General features: G+C 60.5%; 15 protein-coding genes. 7 read left to right on the forward strand and 8 right to left on the reverse strand.

Going from position 1 to position 18,564, the window contains the following annotated elements; genetic code table 11:
- Positions 1 to 190 precede the first annotated feature (190 nt).
- From J2D73_RS01410 to trxB, 7 genes are all read right to left on the reverse strand, one after another.
- Positions 191 to 1,669 (reverse strand): mannose-1-phosphate guanylyltransferase/mannose-6-phosphate isomerase, encoded by a 1,479-nt coding sequence (locus J2D73_RS01410; RefSeq protein ID WP_207878645.1) that lies wholly within the window; start codon positions 1,667 to 1,669, stop codon positions 191 to 193.
- 740 nt (positions 1,670 to 2,409) lie between these two features.
- Positions 2,410 to 2,712 (reverse strand): integration host factor subunit beta, encoded by a 303-nt coding sequence (gene ihfB / locus J2D73_RS01415; RefSeq protein ID WP_207878647.1) that lies wholly within the window; start codon positions 2,710 to 2,712, stop codon positions 2,410 to 2,412.
- Between the two features lie 20 nt (positions 2,713 to 2,732).
- A complete protein-coding gene (gene sppA, locus J2D73_RS01420) occupies positions 2,733 to 3,680 on the reverse strand; it encodes a signal peptide peptidase SppA (RefSeq protein ID WP_207878649.1) in 948 nt (315 codons plus the stop codon).
- 82 nt (positions 3,681 to 3,762) lie between these two features.
- Positions 3,763 to 4,254, reverse strand: coding sequence for a MucR family transcriptional regulator (locus tag J2D73_RS01425; RefSeq protein ID WP_207878651.1), 492 nt, complete (start codon positions 4,252 to 4,254; stop codon positions 3,763 to 3,765).
- Positions 4,255 to 5,540: 1,286 nt separating this feature from the next.
- On the reverse strand, positions 5,541 to 8,849 hold the full coding sequence (locus J2D73_RS01430) for an efflux RND transporter permease subunit (RefSeq protein WP_207878653.1): 3,309 nt from the start codon (positions 8,847 to 8,849) through the stop codon (positions 5,541 to 5,543).
- A 255-nt stretch (positions 8,850 to 9,104) separates the two neighbouring features.
- Entirely contained in the window at positions 9,105 to 9,989 is an 885-nt protein-coding gene (locus J2D73_RS01435) for a LysR substrate-binding domain-containing protein (RefSeq protein ID WP_207878655.1), read from the reverse strand.
- 124 nt (positions 9,990 to 10,113) lie between these two features.
- On the reverse strand, positions 10,114 to 11,067 hold the full coding sequence (gene trxB, locus J2D73_RS01440; protein ID WP_207878657.1) for a thioredoxin-disulfide reductase: 954 nt from the start codon (positions 11,065 to 11,067) through the stop codon (positions 10,114 to 10,116).
- 230 nt (positions 11,068 to 11,297) lie between these two features.
- Between trxB and J2D73_RS01445 the strand changes: the two genes are divergently transcribed.
- The 7 genes from J2D73_RS01445 to gshB are packed head-to-tail and all read left to right on the forward strand — an operon-like array spanning position 11,298 to position 18,206.
- Positions 11,298 to 11,777: an Lrp/AsnC family transcriptional regulator gene (locus J2D73_RS01445; RefSeq protein ID WP_086643420.1), complete on the forward strand. Its 480-nt coding sequence runs from the start codon at positions 11,298 to 11,300 to the stop codon at positions 11,775 to 11,777.
- Entirely contained in the window at positions 11,774 to 12,955 is a 1,182-nt protein-coding gene (locus tag J2D73_RS01450; protein WP_207878659.1) for a glycosyltransferase, read from the forward strand. Before J2D73_RS01445 ends, J2D73_RS01450 begins: the two co-directional genes overlap by 4 nt.
- Positions 12,956 to 13,001: 46 nt before the next feature.
- Complete coding sequence (locus J2D73_RS01455) at positions 13,002 to 14,447, forward strand: glycosyltransferase family 39 protein (protein WP_207878660.1); 1,446 nt, start codon at positions 13,002 to 13,004, stop codon at positions 14,445 to 14,447.
- 50 nt (positions 14,448 to 14,497) lie between these two features.
- A complete protein-coding gene (locus tag J2D73_RS01460) occupies positions 14,498 to 15,682 on the forward strand; it encodes a flagellar motor protein MotB (protein ID WP_207878662.1) in 1,185 nt (394 codons plus the stop codon).
- Between the two features lie 55 nt (positions 15,683 to 15,737).
- Entirely contained in the window at positions 15,738 to 16,604 is an 867-nt protein-coding gene (motA, locus tag J2D73_RS01465) for a flagellar motor stator protein MotA (protein ID WP_207878664.1), read from the forward strand.
- 31 nt (positions 16,605 to 16,635) lie between these two features.
- Complete coding sequence (greB, locus tag J2D73_RS01470) at positions 16,636 to 17,151, forward strand: transcription elongation factor GreB (protein WP_207878666.1); 516 nt, start codon at positions 16,636 to 16,638, stop codon at positions 17,149 to 17,151.
- Between the two features lie 59 nt (positions 17,152 to 17,210).
- A complete protein-coding gene (gshB, locus tag J2D73_RS01475; protein ID WP_207878668.1) occupies positions 17,211 to 18,206 on the forward strand; it encodes a glutathione synthase in 996 nt (331 codons plus the stop codon).
- Positions 18,207 to 18,213: 7 nt separating this feature from the next.
- Here the strand turns inward: gshB and J2D73_RS01480 are convergent, their stop codons facing one another.
- Entirely contained in the window at positions 18,214 to 18,411 is a 198-nt protein-coding gene (locus J2D73_RS01480) for a hypothetical protein (RefSeq protein ID WP_207878670.1), read from the reverse strand.
- Positions 18,412 to 18,564: the final 153 nt, after the last annotated feature.

Consider the following 18,564-nt stretch of genomic DNA (forward strand, 5'->3'; position numbering starts at 1 on the left):
GAACTCCGCCCTGTGAGGGGAAGCAGGTACGTCGTCGCTGTTGTCTGGATTGCATCCGTCATTTGGATCTCGGGGGATTTACGCACTTTTGTGCGCAGTCCGGCGCGGCGCCGCCCAGGTGTGACGTGGACTATTAAATGCAAAAAGGCGGCCCGAAGGCCGCCTTTTATCGAATCGGGCGTGTCTGACGTCAGGTGCGGTTGTAGCTATCTTCGATACGCACGATGTCGTCTTCCCCGAGATATGAGCCGGTCTGGACCTCGATCAGCGTCAACGGGATTTTGCCGGGATTCTCCATGCGGTGGATGCAGCCCTGGGGCAGGTAGATGCTCTCGTTCTCACGAACCAGAACCTTGTCCTCGTCGCGAGTCACCAGCGCTACGCCGCCGACGACAACCCAGTGTTCCGCGCGGTGGAAATGCTTCTGCAGCGAGAGCTTCTGGCCAGGTTGGACGACGATCCGCTTCACCTGGAAACGGTCGTTCTGGATCAGGCTCTCGTAGAAGCCCCAGGGGCGATAGCAGCGGTTATGGACCGCCGCCTCGGGACGCTTCTCACGCTTTAGACGATCGACGACTTTTTTGACATCCTGCGCCTTATCGCGATGCGTGACCAGTACGGCGTCTTCCGTAACGACTACGATCGCGTCCTCGACGCCCGCAACCGCCGTCAGCAATTTATCGGACCGGACGTAGCAGTTCGCCGAATCTTCGATCAATACGTCGCCGATGCTGACATTGCCGTGCGAGTCTTTGCCGCTGATGTCCCACAGGGCGTCCCAGCTGCCGACGTCCGACCAACCGAGATCGGCTGGCACGACCGCAACGTGTGCGCTCTTTTCCGCGATCGCGTAGTCGATCGAGATATCAGGCACGCGCTTGAATTCATCTGCCCCAAGGCGCTCGAAATCCAGATCGCTGGCGCGGGCGGCATAGGATGCGCGGACGCCTTCCATCACCTTCGGCGCGTGCTGCTCCATTTCACGGATCAGGGTGTCAGCCCGGAACACGAACATGCCGGAGTTCCAGAGGTAATCGCCTGAGTCGATGAACTCTTCGGCCTGTTTCACGCCCGGTTTTTCCCGGAACGCCTTGACTTGCGACAGGCCCGGGACGCCGGGCACCGGCGCGCCCGTCTCGATGTAACCGTAGCCGGTTTCGGGGCGTGTCGGGTGCATGCCAAAGGTCACGACCATTCCGCGCTCCGCGCCGGCGACGGCCAGATCCATCGCCGCAGGCAGGGCGCCGGATTTGGTCATCGCTGCATCGGCCGCCATCATCCAAAGCACCGCACCGGGGTCGGTCTCTGCAACGAGCAACGCGGCGGCGGCGATGGCGGGGGCGGAATTGCGCCCTATGGGCTCCAGCAGAATGCGTGCGTGCTCGACTCCTGCTTCCCGAAGCTGCTCGGCGATCAGGAAGCGATGCTCCTCGTTACAGACGATGATTGGTGAGGCGAGGGAGACCTGTCTGGCCCTCGCTACCGTTTCCTGAAGCAGCGAATATTCGCTCAGCAGAGGCCAAAGTTGCTTGGGAAAGCTGGCGCGCGACATCGGCCAGAGACGCGTTCCTGATCCTCCCGAAAGGATGACCGGAACGACAGTGACGCCGGAACCAGGCGTCGGTGACGTCTGCTCGGTCAACGGCTTCAGTTCGGGGGAATCAAGCATTGCGTTTCATTCTCCATGCGCGAAACGGAAAGTCCGCTGAGTATCCTGCAAGGTAAGATTTGCGCCGCAGGAACTGGCCGTACATGACGCGCTCAGAAACCCGTGCGGTTCAAAGAGGAGGCTGGCGGCCTACCGAATTCAGGGTAACAGAATCTTTTTTTGGCTGCGAGTGCGCCTGACAGTCAGGCAGCGATAATTACGCGTCAATATTATCCTCGATGTCGGGCGTGTTTTCCCGGCATACACCGCCCCTTGGCGTCAGTGTAATACATCGCGTGACCAACTGGGGCGAAAAGTCGCCCGCCATGGCCGATCGGACGCATGGATCGGTTATGGGCGGGAATCACCGCGCCTGCAGAAAGGCACCCCCGCAGCATGAAGTGGTGTTTCTTGGTATGAGTGTGCGCGGCGCGCGTGCGTGCTGTGGTGTGAGCGGCTGCGACGCTGACAGTCAGCCACAAAATGGCGCAAACTGCGACGGCAGGCATCGCCCGCGCCGGATCATGGAGCGGGGCTATCATCCGCCGGCCGTGCGGTCGGTGGAGCAGCGGAGCGGTCCAGAGGGTCAGGCGTGATGGACGAATCATAATCCCATGTCTCAAATCGATCATGAGGTAATGACGAGCGGTGCGCCCTGTCTATATTTTTATTATTCCTGACGGGGGCAGGTGAGCACTTTACGCTAAACAGACCAAGGCGCGGTCAAAAAAAGCGCCATCCGCCGACGTCAGGCTATCGGGTCAGCCTTCTTTCTTGGGCAGGCCTCCGGTATTGACCCGTTCGCGGAGTTCTTTGCCCGCCTTAAAAAACGGCACCACTTTCTCGTCTACAGCGACAGTGTCGCCAGTGCGGGGGTTGCGACCGGCGCGTGCGTTGCGTTTCTTCACTGTGAACGCGCCAAAGCCTCTAAGCTCGACGCGATCGCCGCGCGCAAGAGCTCCGCCAATCTCGTTGAAGATGGTGTGGACGATCAGCTCAACGTCTTTAAGAAGAAGATGCGGATTTTCCGCAGCAATCTCGGCCACGAGTTCGGATCTGGTCATCGCGTCCCTCTCGATGGGGGCTAAGGTTTCCAGATCGCAACGGGGCCGTCAATGCCAAGCGTTTCGTTTTGCAGCAATTCTTCGGCGCCGAAACCGAAAAGTGTGGCGAAGGAGCCGCCGATCATACCGAGCAGGCGGTGGCGGAGAGAGAACTGTTTCGACTTCTCGCCGATTGTCTCAATTTTTGCATCTTCTGGAAGCGCGCACAGCTTGGCAAGGGACGCTTTGGCGTCGTCTTCGTCACCGAGGCTATCGATCAGGCCGAGAGCAAGAGCCTGCTGGCCAGTGTAGGGCCGTCCATCCGCGAGTGCTTTCACTTTTTCTTCCGGCATATGTCGCCCGGTAGCCACCATGGTCACAAACTGTTCAAACAGGTTGTTCACCACCCCCTGAAGCATGGTTCGGCCCTCAGGAGAGAGGGGTTTAACCATTGACGGTTGTCCTTTGAGCGGACCGGACACGAGTTCGTCCACCGAGACGCCCACCTTGTCCAGAAGGCTGGACACATCCGGCGATTGCATCAGAACGCCGATTGAACCGGTCAACGTGCCCCGCTGGGCGAAGATGCGTTTTGCGGGAACGGCAATCATGTAACCTGCCGACGCGCCCATTCCCCCCATGGTCACGACGACAGGCTTCATTTTAGCGAAACGTTCGACAGCGTCGTGAAGCGCCTCTCCCCCCGTGACGGCGCCCCCTGGACTGTCGATATCGAGTAAAAGCCCCTTTATGGAACTGTCTTTTTCCGCGGTTTTCAGCGCGCGCGTCATAAGCGACACGTCGGAGCCTATCGTACCGTGGACCTTGAGACGCGCCAGATGCGGGCCGAGCGGCGATGCATGTCGGTGGACGGAGACGCCTGCGACAAGTAGCGCGACGCTGAACGCCGCGACAGACGCCCCGCGCCACAGCCGAAGACGACGCCGATAAAGGGCGCTGACCACGGCTGCATCGACATCCTCGGTCATACGAACCATTTACTCCAGTTTCTGTACACAACGCGTGATCCGGACGCTCGTTTAAGAGCGCCTGGACCGTCAAGGCTGCTGTTTAGCCTGGCGACTGAGGCTTGCGCCCGCGTTTGCGCGGAGCGACCGCCTCGTCGTCCTCGCTGACACTCGCCGCAGGCGCACTGGTCGCCGCGCTGATCTTGCGGCCAAGGCCGATCTCGCGAGCGAGTGTCGAACGGCGCTCGGCGTAATTCGGCGCGACCATCGGATAGTCGGTGGGCAGGCCCCAACGCTCACGGTATTGCTCGGGGGTCATGCCGTAGGCGCTCTGAAGATGCCGCTTCAGCATCTTGAGTTTTTTTCCGTCTTCAAGGCAGACGATGTAATCTGGGAATACCGAACGCTTGATGGGAACGGCGGGCTGCAGCTTCTCGGGCTCCGGCGCGGCCTGACCGGCGGCCTCAAGAGCTGTGTATACGTCGCGGATAAGGGCAGGCAAAGCTTCCGACGCAAAAGTATTGTTCGAAACATGCGCGGAAACGATCTGTGCAGTCAGGTCAAGAAGGGGGGAGCCCTGCTTTATCTCAGTCATGAAAAACTCCGTTACGTTCGGATGACTTGGCTCTTCGGTCAGAAGAGCCATCAGTTTTTGGGGAAAACGTGGAATCGAACGGTTGACAAATAATCGCAGCGCGCTTTCACCGCAATACCGTTTGTGAAAGTTTTTCGAGATACTTTTTCTGTTCTGCGATATCCGAATTTACACCGTATGAAGCGAAAAAACATGATCAAACCGCCACTGAAGGGTGATTGTTCTATGGGTTGAACAGTTTTTTGGATGACTTCAACCGCTGATTTTCTTCTGACTGCATGCCGCGAATTTGAAACGAAAAGGAATTTTGCTGCGCTGTCGGTGTAAAATTTTGCTTATGTCGGAGAGTTTTTTGATATCTCTCGCAGAGACAGATTCGATGTGACAGTCAGTTACGACTTGCGTATTGTCTGAAAAATTACGAATAAATGGTAGAGGGTGGATATTTTTGGGGTTACGGATTACATATTTTTGTTTTTTATCGTGCGTGTGTGATTGATTACTGTCGGTTTCTGTTTTTATTTTGTGTATTTTTTCTAAAATATTCAATAAATAATGCTGCGCGTCATGTTTAATTCGATAAATTATTTCCTTTTTCGGGATATGTCATTGAAGTTGTCGATAAATAGCAAATTTTTTGTAATGGTGCAGGGAATGCAGGCGCCGGCTGGGTCAGCTCAATCGAAGCAGAAATGCGTTTGAGTGGTCATTGCTCACTCTCTGGATTTCTTTGGCGCGTCGTTTGCGCATGGGAGCAAGGCAAAGATTTATTAAGAAAATTTTTAAATACAAACAGTGATCCCGGTGGCCTACGCAGACACGCAGCGCTGCTGCACCGCAGCGGTATTGTAATTCAGAATATTTTGCAAAGGACTGCATAAGTTTTCCACGCCGCATCGCTCAGTCGAAAGCGTTGGCGCGATCAGGTCGGATAATCAACCAGCTTGATGGGCTGGGCCATCCGACCTGCGCGTTTTCTGGTTACTCTTTGCTGCGTTTTTTTAGAAAAAAGAAGACAGCGGCTCCGGCGGCGACAAGCCCCAGAACTTTCCTGCAGCAACGGCGGCCGGTGGTGTTCTCGCCGTTCTTGGAGGACGTTTTGCAGCACTTTAACATAGGGCGTTCTTCTCTTCCGTCATGTGGCTGTAGAATGTAAAGCAAACATGGAGCGCCGCCGTCAACGCGGCGTCACGCCTCTATATTCACACCTACGTAGTAAACTTAAGGTATTGGGCTGCATCCGCCAATTGTGTTAAAAAAAATTATAAATCTATACAGAAAGCGCGTTAAGCAGGTTTGGAACGCAGTGTCCTCGTTCCACCGTCGCGTTTCCGCCATAGTCCGGCGACGCGCCGTCTCAAACCTTCCATCAGTAGATAAACGGCGGGCGTCGAATACAGTGTCAGCAACTGACTCATGGTAAGGCCGCCCACCACGGCGATCCCGAGAGGGCGTCGCAGTTCCGCGCCATATCCGTTGCCCAGCACCAGTGGAACCGCGCCGAGAGCGGCGGCGAGCGTCGTCATCAGGATTGGTCGAAACCGTTTGTGGCAGGCTTCGCGGATCGCCGCCTGCGGGGTCATGCCGCCCTCACGCTCGGCTTGCAGCGCAAAGTCGATCATCAGGATCGCGTTCTTCTTGACGATGCCGATCAGCAGGATCACGCCGATCATGGCGATCAGCGAGAAGGACTGGCCCGTGACCCATAAAGCGAGCACTGCCCCAATCGCGGCCGAAGGCAGCGTGGACAGGATCGTCAATGGATGGACGTAGCTTTCGTAAAGCACGCCCAACGTCACGTACATCGTCGCCAGGGCGGCGATGAAGACAAGGAGCTCGTTGATCAGCGTCTTGTTGAAATCCGCCGCCCGGCCGGTGAAGCCGCCCTGAATTTCAGCAGGCATGTGAATGAGGGTCCGCACGCGCTTGATCTCGGTTTCCGCATCGCTGATTCCCTTGCCTTTAGGCAGGTTGAACGAGACCGTCCCCGACACGAAGCTGTCGGTGTGGCTGATGCTCAGCGGCGTCGGCAAATACGATAAAGATGCGACGGTCGTGAGCGGCACCATTGTTTCGGAGGACGACGAGACTGCCGACCCGTTTGAGGCGCCGTTTCCGCCCGCCAGTCGGTTGGCGATCTGATTGCGGAAAGATTGCTGGCTAAGCGAGGCCTGCTTGGATTCCGTGGTGTCGGGGAGTTTAACGCGTATCGAGTTCGACACCGTGCCGCCGCCTGCCGTGCCGCCAGAGGTTGAAACCCACATACTGTTGAGGATGTCGGGGCTCTGACGGTAACGCGCCGCAGCTTCCATGACGACATAATAGGTCGTAAGCGGCGTCGAAATACTGGACGCCGTCCGTTGGCCGTAAGCGTCCTCAAGCGCGTTGCCGATCAACTGGGGGGTGATCAGGCGCCGCGCGGCGTTGTCGCGATCGATATTCACATGAACCGAAGCGCCAGTGTTCTGGATGTCGGTGCTGACGTCCTTGAGGATCGCGTTGTTGCGCAATGCTTCCGCCAGTCGGGGCACCCAGACGTAGACGTCGTCTGCGTTCTCTCCGTGGAAGACATAGTTGTAATTGCCCCTGTGCTGGCGTCCGCCGCCGCCGTTCACGTCGCCGGAGTTGGAAATATGCGCGTCCAGCCCGGCAATGTCGGCGACGCGTTTCTGAACGCGCGCAGCGATCGTTTCCGGGGTTTCGCTGCGCGTGGATTTGTCAGTCAGCTCGGAGAAGGCTTCGGCCTCGTTCGCGGCGTCGTCTCCCGTGAACGCGACGACCGACGTAACCTGCCGGTCCGTCATCATGGCGTCGACCACGGCGCGGGTCTTTGTCGACACTGACGAGAAGGAGCTGGTTTCGTCCGCATGTAGGTAGGCGGAGAGCAGCGCGATGTCTTCGGCGGGCAGGATGGTTTTTGGCATCACGATGATGACGGCGACCGTCGCCACCAGACTCAGCGGGAGAGAAGCAAGCACCAGCCAGCGGTGGCGAAGCGTGCGGTCGAGCGAGCGCATGTAGAGGCCGACCATCGCGTTCAGCGTGCTCTCCACTGCGTCGAACGCGAGATGCGCCAACCGCGCCAGACCTGAACCCTGCTGCGCCGGGCCGCCATGGTGCACCTCAAGGAGGTATGCGCACATCATTGGCGTAAGGCTGAGCGAGAGTAGCAGTGAGATTGAGACTGCGGTCGCCAGCGTCATCGCGAATTCGAAGAATATCTTGCCAGCCGTGCCACTCAGCAGCAGCAACGGCAGGAACACCGCGATGAGCGAGATGGTGATCGACAGCACGGTGAAGGATATTTCTCGCGATCCGAGAATCGCGGCTTCCATTCGATCCATGCCGTCTTCCATGTGACGGGCGATGTTTTCGACGACGACGATGGCGTCGTCCACGACGAAGCCGGTCGCGATGGTCAGCGCCATCAGCGACAGAGTGTCGAGCGAGAATCCGAGCAGATGCATGATCGCGATGGAGCCAGCCAGCGACACCGGTACGGTGACGGCAGGTATGAGCGTCGAACGCCATGAACGCAGGAAGGCGAGCACGACGATGACGACCAGAGCCACGGAGATCAGCAACGTCAGTTGTGTGTCGGCCAGCGCTGAACGGATGCTCTTCGACATGTCATCGAGCAATGTGAGCTTCACGTCGCCGGGCAGCACGCTCTGCAACATCGGCGCGTGGGCCTTGATCTGGTCCGTGACCTCGATAACGTTCGCGCCCGGTTGAGGGCGGATGATGGCGATAACGGCGGGTTGGCCGTCGAACCATGCGGCCTGGCGTTCGTTCTGCGGCCCGTCGCTGACTGTTGCGATATCGGTCAGGCGGATCGGACGGTTGTTGCGATACCCGACGACGAGGTCGCGATATTGCGCCGCCTCTCGCGCCTGATCGTTGGTGGCGAGCGTCATGCGAAGGCCACCGGCGTCGATGAAGCCCTTCGGCGTGTTGGCGTTCGCCGACGCCAGCGCGGAACGGATGTCCTCAAAACCGAGTCCGAACTTGTAAAGTGCGTAGGGGTTCATTTCGACCCGGACGGACGGCTTTGCGACGCCCTCCGTCTGCACCCAGCCGACGCCGCGAATACCCGCGAGTTGCGGCATAAGTCGCGTTTCGGCGAAGTCGCGGAGTTTGATCAGCGGACGCGTGTCGGAGGTCAGGGCGGCGATGATGATCGGATTGTCGCTTGGGTTGGCCTTGTAATATTGCGGATTGTCGATGAGCGTGCTCGGCATGTCCTGCCGCGCCGCCTGCAACGCGGCCTGAACGTCGCGGGCGGCGCCGTCGATATCCCGATTATCGTCAAAGAAGAGTAGCAGGAACGATGATTTGTCCGTCGTGTCGGACGTCATCTGCGTCAGTCCGGCGATGGTCCCCAGCCGCCGCTCCAGCGGCGTCGTCACGGCGCTCGCCATCTGTTGCGGCGAACTGCCCTGCTGGTTCGCTATCACGTAGATGACCGGCACCGAAATATTCGGCAGATCGGCGATCGGCATTAACCTGTAGGCCAAAGCGCCGGAGACGAGGAACGCCAAGGCCATCAGAGTCGTCGCGACCGGCCGAAGAATGAAAATGCGGCACAGGTTCAAATGCGGGGGCTCCCGAAGCGTGCAGTCGCGTTCGATTTCGGCGCGGGCTGATTCTCCGACCGTTACGGCGGCCGACCGTGAACGGAGAGGTATCCATGAAAGGATACGCCTTTACCGCTCCGTATTTCAAAAACGTCCGGATCGGAAGGCGTGCCTGACAAATGCTTCTGAGCGTGTCTGTTTCCGGAGTTTGAAAAAACCGGATAGTGAGTTGAGCCGAAGGGGAGGTGGGACGCAGGCCCCACCGGGGCTCCTTTAACCGCGCAGGCCCATTTCGCTGGTGAGAAAGTCGCGAAAGACGGCGACGCGCTTCGAACTGCGCAGCTCTTCAGGGTAAACGAAAAACGCCTCCACCGCCGGGTGCTGTATGTCCGGAAGGATTTTGACGAGGTGTGGGTACTCCGCCGCCGCGTAGCCGGGGATGGACCCGATGCCGAGCCCGGAGGCGATGGCGTCCGCCATGGCGGCCATGCTGTTGACCTCAAGGCGCGCAGCGCGGCGGGTGCCGTCGTTCAGGCCGGCTTCGAGCAGCCAGTTTATATGAGGCACCGGAGGATGGTAGCCGCCAAACGCCACCAGCTTGTGCGTCGCCAGATCGTCGAGCGACGTCGGCATACCGTAAGATTCGATGTAGGACGGCGCGGCGTATACCGGCAGCGGGAAGTCGGCGAGATGACGCTGGATCAGATCCGGTTGACGGGGCGCGTGCATGCGTACTGCGACGTCTGCCTCCCGCATGCCGAGATCGAGGTCGTTATCCTCGAGGATCATGGTGATGGCGATCTCGGGATTCTGCTCCATGAAACGGTGCAGGCGCGGCATGAGCCAGCAGCTTCCGAAGCCGGTCGTCGTGGTGACGCGAAGCCTTCCGGCTGCTTTTTCCTTGCTCTCTGTCAGGAGAGTCTGGGTCATTTCCAGCTTGGAGAAAACCTCGCGGACGGTCTGGTTGAGCGTCTCGCCCTGCTCGGTCAGGATCAGTCCACGCGCGTGCCTGTGAAACAGCGGAACCTGAAGCACATCCTCAAGCGCGGAAATCTGCCGGGATACGGCGGACTGGCTGAGGTTCAGAACTTCCCCCGCGTGAGTGAATGACCCGGCCTCTGCGACCGCGTGGAAAATTCTTAGTTTATCCCAGTCCACATCTGTCTCCCTGTCTGGACGCGGGTCGCCTGCGCGCCGGACGCCCGAAAACACGATGCCTGTCGTTCTCGTGCAGGAATCGGCGGTTCAGGTCAAGCGTTTGCAACCCGCAGGCGTAACGATTTCAGACTGCGGCGATTCCGGAGAGGAACCGCTCGGCGTCGAGAGCCGCCATGCATCCCGAGCCTGCCGCCGTGACGGCCTGGCGATAGATCTTGTCCTGCACGTCGCCCGCCGCGAAGACGCCGGGGATGGAGGTGCGCGTCGAGCCGGGCTGGGTAATGATATAGCCCTCGTCGTCGAGCATGAGCTGATCGTGAAACAGCGCGGTGTTGGGGGAGTGGCCGATGGCGACGAACACGCCGTCGACGTCGATGGTCGACATCGTTTCGGTCAGCGTGTCGCACAGACGCACGCCGGTCACCGCGGGCGGCGTTCCGTCATGAAGGATGTCTGCTACGACCGAGTTCCAGACTACGGAAATCTTCGGGTTGGCGTGCAGGCGGTCCTGCAGAATCTTTTCCGCGCGCAGTGAATCGCGACGATGGATCAGCGTCACGTGTTCCGCGTGGTGCGTCAGGTAAAGGGCTTCTTCCACGGCTGTGTTGCCGCCACCGATAACGGCGACTTTCTTGCCCCTGAAGAAGAACCCGTCACAGGTCGCGCATGCCGACACCCCGGCGCCCTGCAGGCGCTTTTCACTGGGCAGACCGAGCCATTTCGCCTGCGCGCCTGTGGCGATGATGACGCTGCGGGCGTGCATGACGTCGCCGCCGTCGAGCGTGACGCGGAACGGGCCGCCGTGGCGAAATTCCACCTCGGTCACGATGTCATGCACGATCTCGGCTCCGACATGCTCCGCCTGCGCCGCCATCTGCTCCATCAGCCACGGTCCCTGAATCGCGGAGGCGAAACCGGGATAATTCTCCACGTCGGTCGTGATCATCAGCTGGCCGCCGGGTTGCAGGCCTGCGACCAGAACCGGTTTGAGGTTGGCGCGGGCCGCGTAGATCGCGGCGGTATAACCGGCGGGACCGGCGCCGATGATTAAAAGGTCGGTCGTGACGGGTTCGTTCATGGGGTCGATTATCCGTGGGCGTCTGCGTGCGGCTTGGCGGATACGCCGCCGGGCGCCGACGAAGTGACTGTGAGTTACATATGGCGGCGTGAGAACGTCCCGGCAAGTCGCGCCGGATTTGCGCGCCGTCACAGTCGGGTCATCTGCGCCGTCACTGAAGACGGCTTTGCGCAAGCAGCGTCGTTCGTCCTATACCCGCCGCCAAACCGTGCGTGAAAAGGCGGAATCTTGTGACGGAACTGGATGCGGTCGACCGGCGGATCGTGGCCGAACTTCAGGCGGACGGGCGGATGACGAACGTGGAGCTTGCGCGCCGCGTCGGCATCTCGGCGCCGCCATGCCTGCGCCGCGTCCGCAGGCTGGAGGAAGAAGGCGTCATACGCGGGTACCGCGCCGACACTGATCCGCAGGCTTTGGGGTGGCCGATCACGATGTTCGCCCTGATCGGACTCGACAGTCAGAAGGAAGCAATCCTGTTGCAGTTCGAGGAGATGATCGCCGCATGGCCGGAAGCTTGCGAGTGTCACATGCTTCGTGGCGGCGTTGATTTCCTTGTTCATCTGGTGGCTCGGGATACGGCGCATGAGAACCGGTTGACGCGCCGTCTGACCGAAGCGCCGCATGTCGCGCGTGTTCAGACGCTTCATACGATTCGCACCAGCCTGTCTCAACCTGCGAGACCGGCAGATCTGAACGAGGCCGCGTTATGACGGTAGAGACTGTGACGCCGAAGGCCGCCGGACGCTCAGGCGGGCTCGAAAACAGAACGTATTTCGCTACCGAGACAGATGCGGAGCGTCACGGCGGCCCGGAGATCACAGTCGTTGTGCCGTGTTACAAAGAGGTGGCGAACGTCCGGCCTCTGGTGGACGCGCTGACCGTTGCGCTTGAGGGGCGCGACTGGGAAGTGGTGTTCGTCGACGACGATTCACCCGATGGTACGATCGACGAGGTCCGCGCGCTTTCGGAAGAGAACTGGCGCGTACGTGGAATCAGCCGTATCGGGCGGCGCGGCTTGTCTTCGGCGGTGATCGAAGGGGCGCTGTCTTCGTCAGCTCGCTACGTCGCCGTCATGGACGGCGACCTGCAGCACGACGAATCGCGATTGCCCGCGTTGATTGACGCTCTGAGTGAAGGGCGTTGCGACATCGCGGTCGGAAGCCGCCATGTGGAGGGCGGCGACAACAGCGGTTTAGCGAATGTCTGGCGGCACGCCCTGTCCGATGGCGGCATCCGTCTGGCGCAGATGGTGCTGCCGGTGAAGGTCGGGGACCCGATGAGCGGTTTCTTCGCGCTGCGTCGGACGCTGTTTCAGCGCATCGCGCCGCGATTGTCAGGGCAGGGCTTCAAGATCCTGATGGATCTGATCATGTCCGCTCCAGAAAAAATCAGGGTCGAGGAAATCCCCTGCGTGTTCCGCCCACGCGTCGCAGGCGAAAGTAAACTGGACGTGCTGGTCCTGCTGCAGTTCGCGGGGCTGTTGCTGGACAAGCTGTTTCGTGGCTGGCTGCCGGTGCGGTTCCTGACATTCGCCTGTGTGGGCGCGATCGGCGTTGCGGTGAATCTGATCGTCATGAACGTCATGCGTGTTGGGGGCGCGGATTTCGAGGTCGCCCAGACCATAGGCACCGTCGCCGCCATTCTGGCGAATTTCTGGCTCGACAACACCTTCACCTATCGCGATCGACGCCTGCGTGGTCCGCGTCTTTTCGGTGGTTTCGTAGCGTTTCTATTGGTCTCGTCAGTTGGTGCCTGGGCGAATATCGGCATAGCGCAACTTTTCCGCGCGGGCGGGGACGGCTGGGGGCAGGCGAGCGCTGCGGGCGCAGTGATCGGCGTCGTGTGGAACTATGCCGTGTCGTCGACCCTGATATGGCGCCCGAGGTGACGACTGCGCGGCTGGAAGTCGGCTGCAAGAGAAGTCGGAAGCCGTCGTGAAAATCCGCCAGACGGTTCGCTCGCCTGCGGTCTGGCTGGCTGTGGCAACCATACTGCGCCTTATCGTGGCTGCGTTTCTGCCGGTGACGCCTGACGAGGCCTATTACTGGGTCTGGTCGCGGGGACTGCAGGGCGGATACCTCGATCATCCGCCGATGGTCGCCTTGTGGATACGGGCGGGCACAGATCTTTTCGGCGACAATGCTTTCGGGATTCGGGTGCTGGCTCCGCTGGCGACGGCGGCTGGCACAGTCATGATTGTCGCTGCTGCGCGTGATCTGTTTCGCCTCGCGCAGCCAGACGGGCGGGAGAATGCCCGCGCGATCATGGCGGGCGTTCTCCTGAACGCGACTCTGGCGCTGGGCGTCGGGTCTGTGACGATGACCCCGGACACGCCGCTGCTATTTTTCGTGGCGCTCTTTCTGTTGGCCCTGGCGCGCGTGTCATCAGGTGGTTCGTCGATGTGGTGGCTCGCCGTCTGCGCGGCTGTCGGGCTTGGCTTCGACAGCAAGTACACGATGGCCCTGCCTGCGGCGGGTCTTGCGGTATGGCTGGTGCTCACGAAAGAGGGACGACGCAGGCTTGCGCGGCCATGGCCGTGGTTGGCGGCCGTCACGGGAGCAGTTTTGACTGCGCCGGTCTTCTGGTGGAACGCGACACATGGTTGGGCGAGTTTCGTCAGGCAGGGCGGGCGGGCGGCGGACTGGCGGCCCGCGCGCGCGGCGCAGTTTCTGGGGGAACTGCTCGGCGGACAGGTCGGCCTTGCGACGCCTGCGATTTTCGCCCTGTTCGTCGTAGGCGTATGGAATGCGTCGCGTCGGCGCGATGCGGCCGACAGGCTGCTGCTATGTCTGGTTGGCGTCCCGCTGGCGGTGTTTGCGCAGCACGCGCTTGGCGATCGGGTGCAGGCGAACTGGCCGGTCATCATATATCCCGTTTTCGCCGTGTTGGCCGCCCGGGTCGATGTCCGCTGGCGGTTCGTCGCCGCGTTCACGGGCGTAGCGTTAAGCGTGCTGGTGATCCTTCAGGCGCTGACTTCAGTGTTTCCCCTGGGGCGCCATCTCGACGTCGCGTTGCGGCAAGGTGGCGGGTGGCCTGCTTTCGTGCAGGACGTCGATGCGCGGACGGCAGGCGCGGCTTTCGTCGCCGCCGACGATTATGGGCTGGCTTCGGAACTTGCGTTGCGTCTTCCGGGACGCGTCGTAGCGGGGGCGGACGATCGCTGGACATATTTTGGTCTTCACCCTGTTGCATGCGCGGGCGATGGTTATCTGCTGCATAACGCTCGTCGTGATCCGCCCGGGAACGCGGGGTGGATGCGCGGGGCGGAAACGGTGGTGACGGTGATCCGCGCACGACGCGGCGTCGAGGCTGAACGCTACGTTCTTTACCGCCTGTCATGTTCGCAGGCGGGTTTCTACCGCCTTCCGCCCGCCCGTTAAGCCGCCCTTAAGCTGCGCCCGCCAGCATGTCGGCGGAGGCGTGGGAGCGGATGGCGAAACGGAACGGACATAACAAGGGGCCGACGATCATCGTGCGTCGCGGCGGCGGCGGGGGCGCCGGACACCACGGCGGTGCTTGGAAGATCGCCTACGCCGATTTCGTGACCGCGATGATGGCGTTCTTCCTTGTCATGTGGCTGATCAACGCCACGACCGAACAGCGGCGTCGTGGCATCGCCAATTTCTTCAACCCGATGGCCAATAGCGGCTCGCCCGCCTTGCAGGTTCAGCCGCAGGACACCCCGACAAACGCGTCCTCATCTGACAACAAGCAGACGGCGACAAGCGCTGAAAGCCGAAGCGCAGGCAGCGCAGCGAGTGCAGGAAGCGCCAGTGCGTCCGGCGCGGCAGGCGCAGCGAGTCTCCGTGCTGCGGCGAGTAAATCGCTTGGTGTGATCGCGGTGTCCGAGCCGGGGCGCGTCGGGGGATTCGGGCCCGAGCCCGGAGCTGTTCCCGGACGCAGTGACGCAGGCTCCGGCCCTGCACATGAGGAGCGCGGAGCGATGGTCGCGCCGCAGCCGTCCTTCCCTGACCGCAGTCTGGGTCGCCAGACACTCGCGCCACCAGCGATCCTGCGCATCGTGCCAGTCGGCGGTGACCGGGCAGGACCATCGATTGCGGTTGGAGAGGCGGATGCGGCCAGAGCGGAGCAGAGGGCTCTGGAGGCGGGGGCGGATCAATTAAAGCGGGTGCTTGCCCGGACGCCGACGGTGGCGGCGGATGCGGGGCAGGTCGCCGTCGCCGTTATTCCTGCCGGGTTGAAGATCGAGCTGAGTGAATCTGATCGCAAATCGATGTTCGATAACGGTTCGGCGCGGTTGACCGACCGCGCGGTCGCTTTGTTGCGTGTCATCGCCCCGTATCTGACGGCTTTGCCTGAGAAGCTCTCTGTCTATGGATATGCGGATGGCGCGCTCTATCGCGGGCGCAAAATGTCGAACTGGACACTGTCTGGCGCGCGGGCGGACTCGGCGCGGCAAATTCTGACGGACAATGGTTTTCCGGACCAGAGGCTCAGAGAGGTGGTCGGCGTCGGAGACCATGACCTAGCGCGTCCCGACGATCCTGGCGCGCCGGAAAATCGCCGCGTGGTGCTTATCCTTCATCGCGATCATCCGGCGCCAGAAAGCGTAGGTACGTCGGCGGCAGCCTCTAACGTGGGCGCCGTCAAATGATGCGAATGGTTTCTTCTTCAAACAGAAACGGCGTTCAAGAGTGGGATTTCAGTAAATGCTGGTGATCGGCGGCCTCGTTTTTCTGCTGCTGTGCGTGTTCGGATCGTTTGTGGCGTCGGGTGGGGCCATCGCGCCGCTTCTGGCGTCGATGCCTTTTGAACTGCTTACAATTCTTGGCGCCGGAATTGGCACGTTTATCATGGCCAATTCCATGGGCGACCTGAAGCATGTGCCGGCTGCGTTCAAATCCGCGCTGAAAGGGCCGAGCTATGGCAAGCGCGATTATATGGATTTGCTCGGCCTGCTGTTCTTCTTCACGCGTCTGGCGCAGTCGCAGGGTCTGATGGCGCTGGAAAGTCACATCGAAACGCCGACAGAGAGCACCGCTTTCGCTGCCTATCCCAAGATTCGTGACAATGAACGCGCACGCGACATGATCTGCGATTATCTGCGGATGATGAGCATGAATATGGACGACGCATTTCAGATCGACGACGTCATGACGCGTGAGTTGGCGAAAAACCTGAAAGAAGAAACGCATATTTCGCATGGCATGCAGCAGCTCGCTGACGCGTTGCCTGCTCTGGGCATTGTCGCCGCAGTGCTGGGCGTGATCAAGACGATGGGTTCGATCACCAAGCCGCCAGAGGTGCTTGGTGAAATGATTGCGGGCGCTCTGGTTGGAACTTTTCTCGGCGTGCTGCTGGCTTATGGGATCGTGGGGCCAATTGCGACACGTATGCGCAGCGTCGCCGAAGAAGAGGCCAGTTACTACGATCTCATTCGCGTGGTATTCGTGGCTCATCTTCAGGGCAACGCCCCGCAGGTCAGTGTCGAGATCGGTAGAAAGGACATCCCCGTGCATTACATGCCCAGCTTTCTGGAGATGGACACGGCGATCAGCGAGCAGGCGATCGGCTGACGTCGGGCGTTGATGTGAGAAACCTGGGCATATGACTGCCGCAACGCCCGACGTTGGCGCCGAACTGGCGCGCTACGTGACGCCGGATGGCTTGCAGACGATGCGGGCGGAACTTACGCGTCTGTTAAAGCAGGAGCGTCCGTCCGTGGTCGAAATCGTGTCGTGGGCGGCAGGCAATGGCGATCGCTCCGAGAACGGCGACTATATCTACGGCAAGAAGCGGCTTCGTGAGATTGACAGGCGCATTCGGTTTCTCACGCAGCGTGTCGAAAACGCCATTGCGGTCGATCCTGCGACCCAGACCAGGCGGGATCGCGTGTTTTTCGGCGCCACGGTGCTGTATGTCGATGAGAGCGACCGGGAAACCACCGTGACTATCGTCGGCGCCGATGAGGCGGATTCTTCTCAGCGGCAGGTCAGCCTGCTGGCGCCGGTCGCGCGTGCGTTGCTCGGGCATGGCGTTGGGGATGAGGTGGTTCTGAACACGCCGCGCGGGCCCGAGCGACTGGAGCTGCTGGAGATTTCCTACCCGCCGCCACAGGGCTGAGCGTTTTCGGCGGGACGAAACTGTTCTAGTGTCGACCGCTCAATGGAGGAAATTCGGCTATGGCCCGTAAGCTTGACGTCGGGGTGCAGATGGACCCCCTCGAGGGGATCGACATCAACGGTGATTCGACATTCGCCCTGATGCTTGAGGCACAGGCCCGGGGCTATAATCTTTTTGTCTATGGTGTTGAGTCGCTTGCATTGACGGAAGGCGCCCATACTCCGGGGCGTGGGCGGACGAGCCGCGTCACGGCGAGCGTGCGACCGGTCAGCGTGCAGCGGGAAAAGGGCGATCACGCGCGTTTTGGCGCCGCTGTACGTCGTGATCTGGGCGACATGGACGTGATCCTGATGCGTCAGGATCCGCCATTCGACATGGCGTACATCACCGCGACGCATTTGCTCGAGCATATTCATGGAACCGGCCCAGGGCGTGCGCTGGTCGTGAATGATCCGCGTTCGGTGCGTGATTCACCTGAGAAGCTGCTGGTCACGCATTACCCGGAACTGATGCCCCCGACTCTTGTCACATGGGACGTAGCTGAGATTCGCGCGTTTCGCGCCAGATGGAGAGACATCATAGTCAAGCCGCTGTTCGGCAACGGAGGTAGCGGCGTTTTCCGCATTCGCGAAGACGACCAGAATCTCAACGCTTTGCTGGAAATGCATTTCGCCCGTTCTCGCGAGCCGCTGATGATCCAGCGTTACGAACCGGCTGTACGGGCTGGCGACAAGCGAATCATTTTGGCGGATGGGAAGCCTATTGGCGCCATCAATCGCGTCCCGGCGGAAGGCGAGGCTCGGTCCAACATGCATGTGGGCGGCGTTGCCCAGAAGGTCGACCTGACCCCGCGCGACCGTGAAATATGTGAGACGATCGGCCCGATGCTCCGGGAGAAGGGGCTGGTCTTTGTCGGCATCGACGTGATTGGCGACTGGCTGACAGAGATCAACGTTACGTCGCCGACGGGCCTGCAGGAGTTGGCCCGGTTCGACGGCGTCAACCCAGCGGGGGTTCTTTGGGATTGCATCGAGGCCCGTCTGTCGGCGGGTTGACGCGGGTTTAGGCGCCGTCCGACCTCGCCGGGGGTTCTGGCTGCGGTGCCGGGAGTTTTGTTTCCGGCACAGGCCCTTTGGGTTTGTCCGAGCCGAAACGGTTGTCGAAACGGTCCCTCAAATCCCACAACTGTTGGCGGAAGTAGTAAGCGAACATTCCGCCCCAGATGATGACGCACAGCAAGGGTAAAACGATTTGCAGCATGAGTGTCCTCGCGTTTCCGGGCTGTTTCGCTCCGGTCCGTGTTCCGGGCCAGCGCGGAGGCTTCCACTATGCTGTAGGTCGGTCGCTGCGTTTGCAAGCGCTCGACGAAGTGTAACGATACGCGGCCTCTTGTAGAACTTCGCGGTGGCGGGC

The organism is Acetobacter sacchari (genome assembly GCF_017377715.1).
Lineage (GTDB): Bacteria > Pseudomonadota > Alphaproteobacteria > Acetobacterales > Acetobacteraceae > Acetobacter > Acetobacter sacchari.

Excerpts from the sequence above, each read along its gene's own strand:
- greB (WP_207878666.1), top strand. The coding sequence starts at position 16,636 with ATGACTGCCGCAACGCCCGACGTTGGCGCCGAACTGGCGCGCTACGTG.
- ihfB (WP_207878647.1), bottom strand. The coding sequence starts at position 2,712 with ATGACCAGATCCGAACTCGTGGCCGAGATTGCTGCGGAAAATCCGCAT.
- motA (WP_207878664.1), top strand. The coding sequence starts at position 15,738 with ATGCTGGTGATCGGCGGCCTCGTTTTTCTGCTGCTGTGCGTGTTCGGA.
- gshB (WP_207878668.1), top strand. The coding sequence starts at position 17,211 with ATGGCCCGTAAGCTTGACGTCGGGGTGCAGATGGACCCCCTCGAGGGG.
- J2D73_RS01460 (WP_207878662.1), top strand. The coding sequence starts at position 14,498 with ATGGCGAAACGGAACGGACATAACAAGGGGCCGACGATCATCGTGCGT.
- J2D73_RS01450 (WP_207878659.1), top strand. The coding sequence starts at position 11,774 with ATGACGGTAGAGACTGTGACGCCGAAGGCCGCCGGACGCTCAGGCGGG.
- J2D73_RS01410 (WP_207878645.1), bottom strand. The coding sequence starts at position 1,669 with ATGCTTGATTCCCCCGAACTGAAGCCGTTGACCGAGCAGACGTCACCG.
- J2D73_RS01425 (WP_207878651.1), bottom strand. The coding sequence starts at position 4,254 with ATGACTGAGATAAAGCAGGGCTCCCCCCTTCTTGACCTGACTGCACAG.
- J2D73_RS01480 (WP_207878670.1), bottom strand. The coding sequence starts at position 18,411 with ATGCTGCAAATCGTTTTACCCTTGCTGTGCGTCATCATCTGGGGCGGA.
- trxB (WP_207878657.1), bottom strand. The coding sequence starts at position 11,067 with ATGAACGAACCCGTCACGACCGACCTTTTAATCATCGGCGCCGGTCCC.
- sppA (WP_207878649.1), bottom strand. The coding sequence starts at position 3,680 with ATGACCGAGGATGTCGATGCAGCCGTGGTCAGCGCCCTTTATCGGCGT.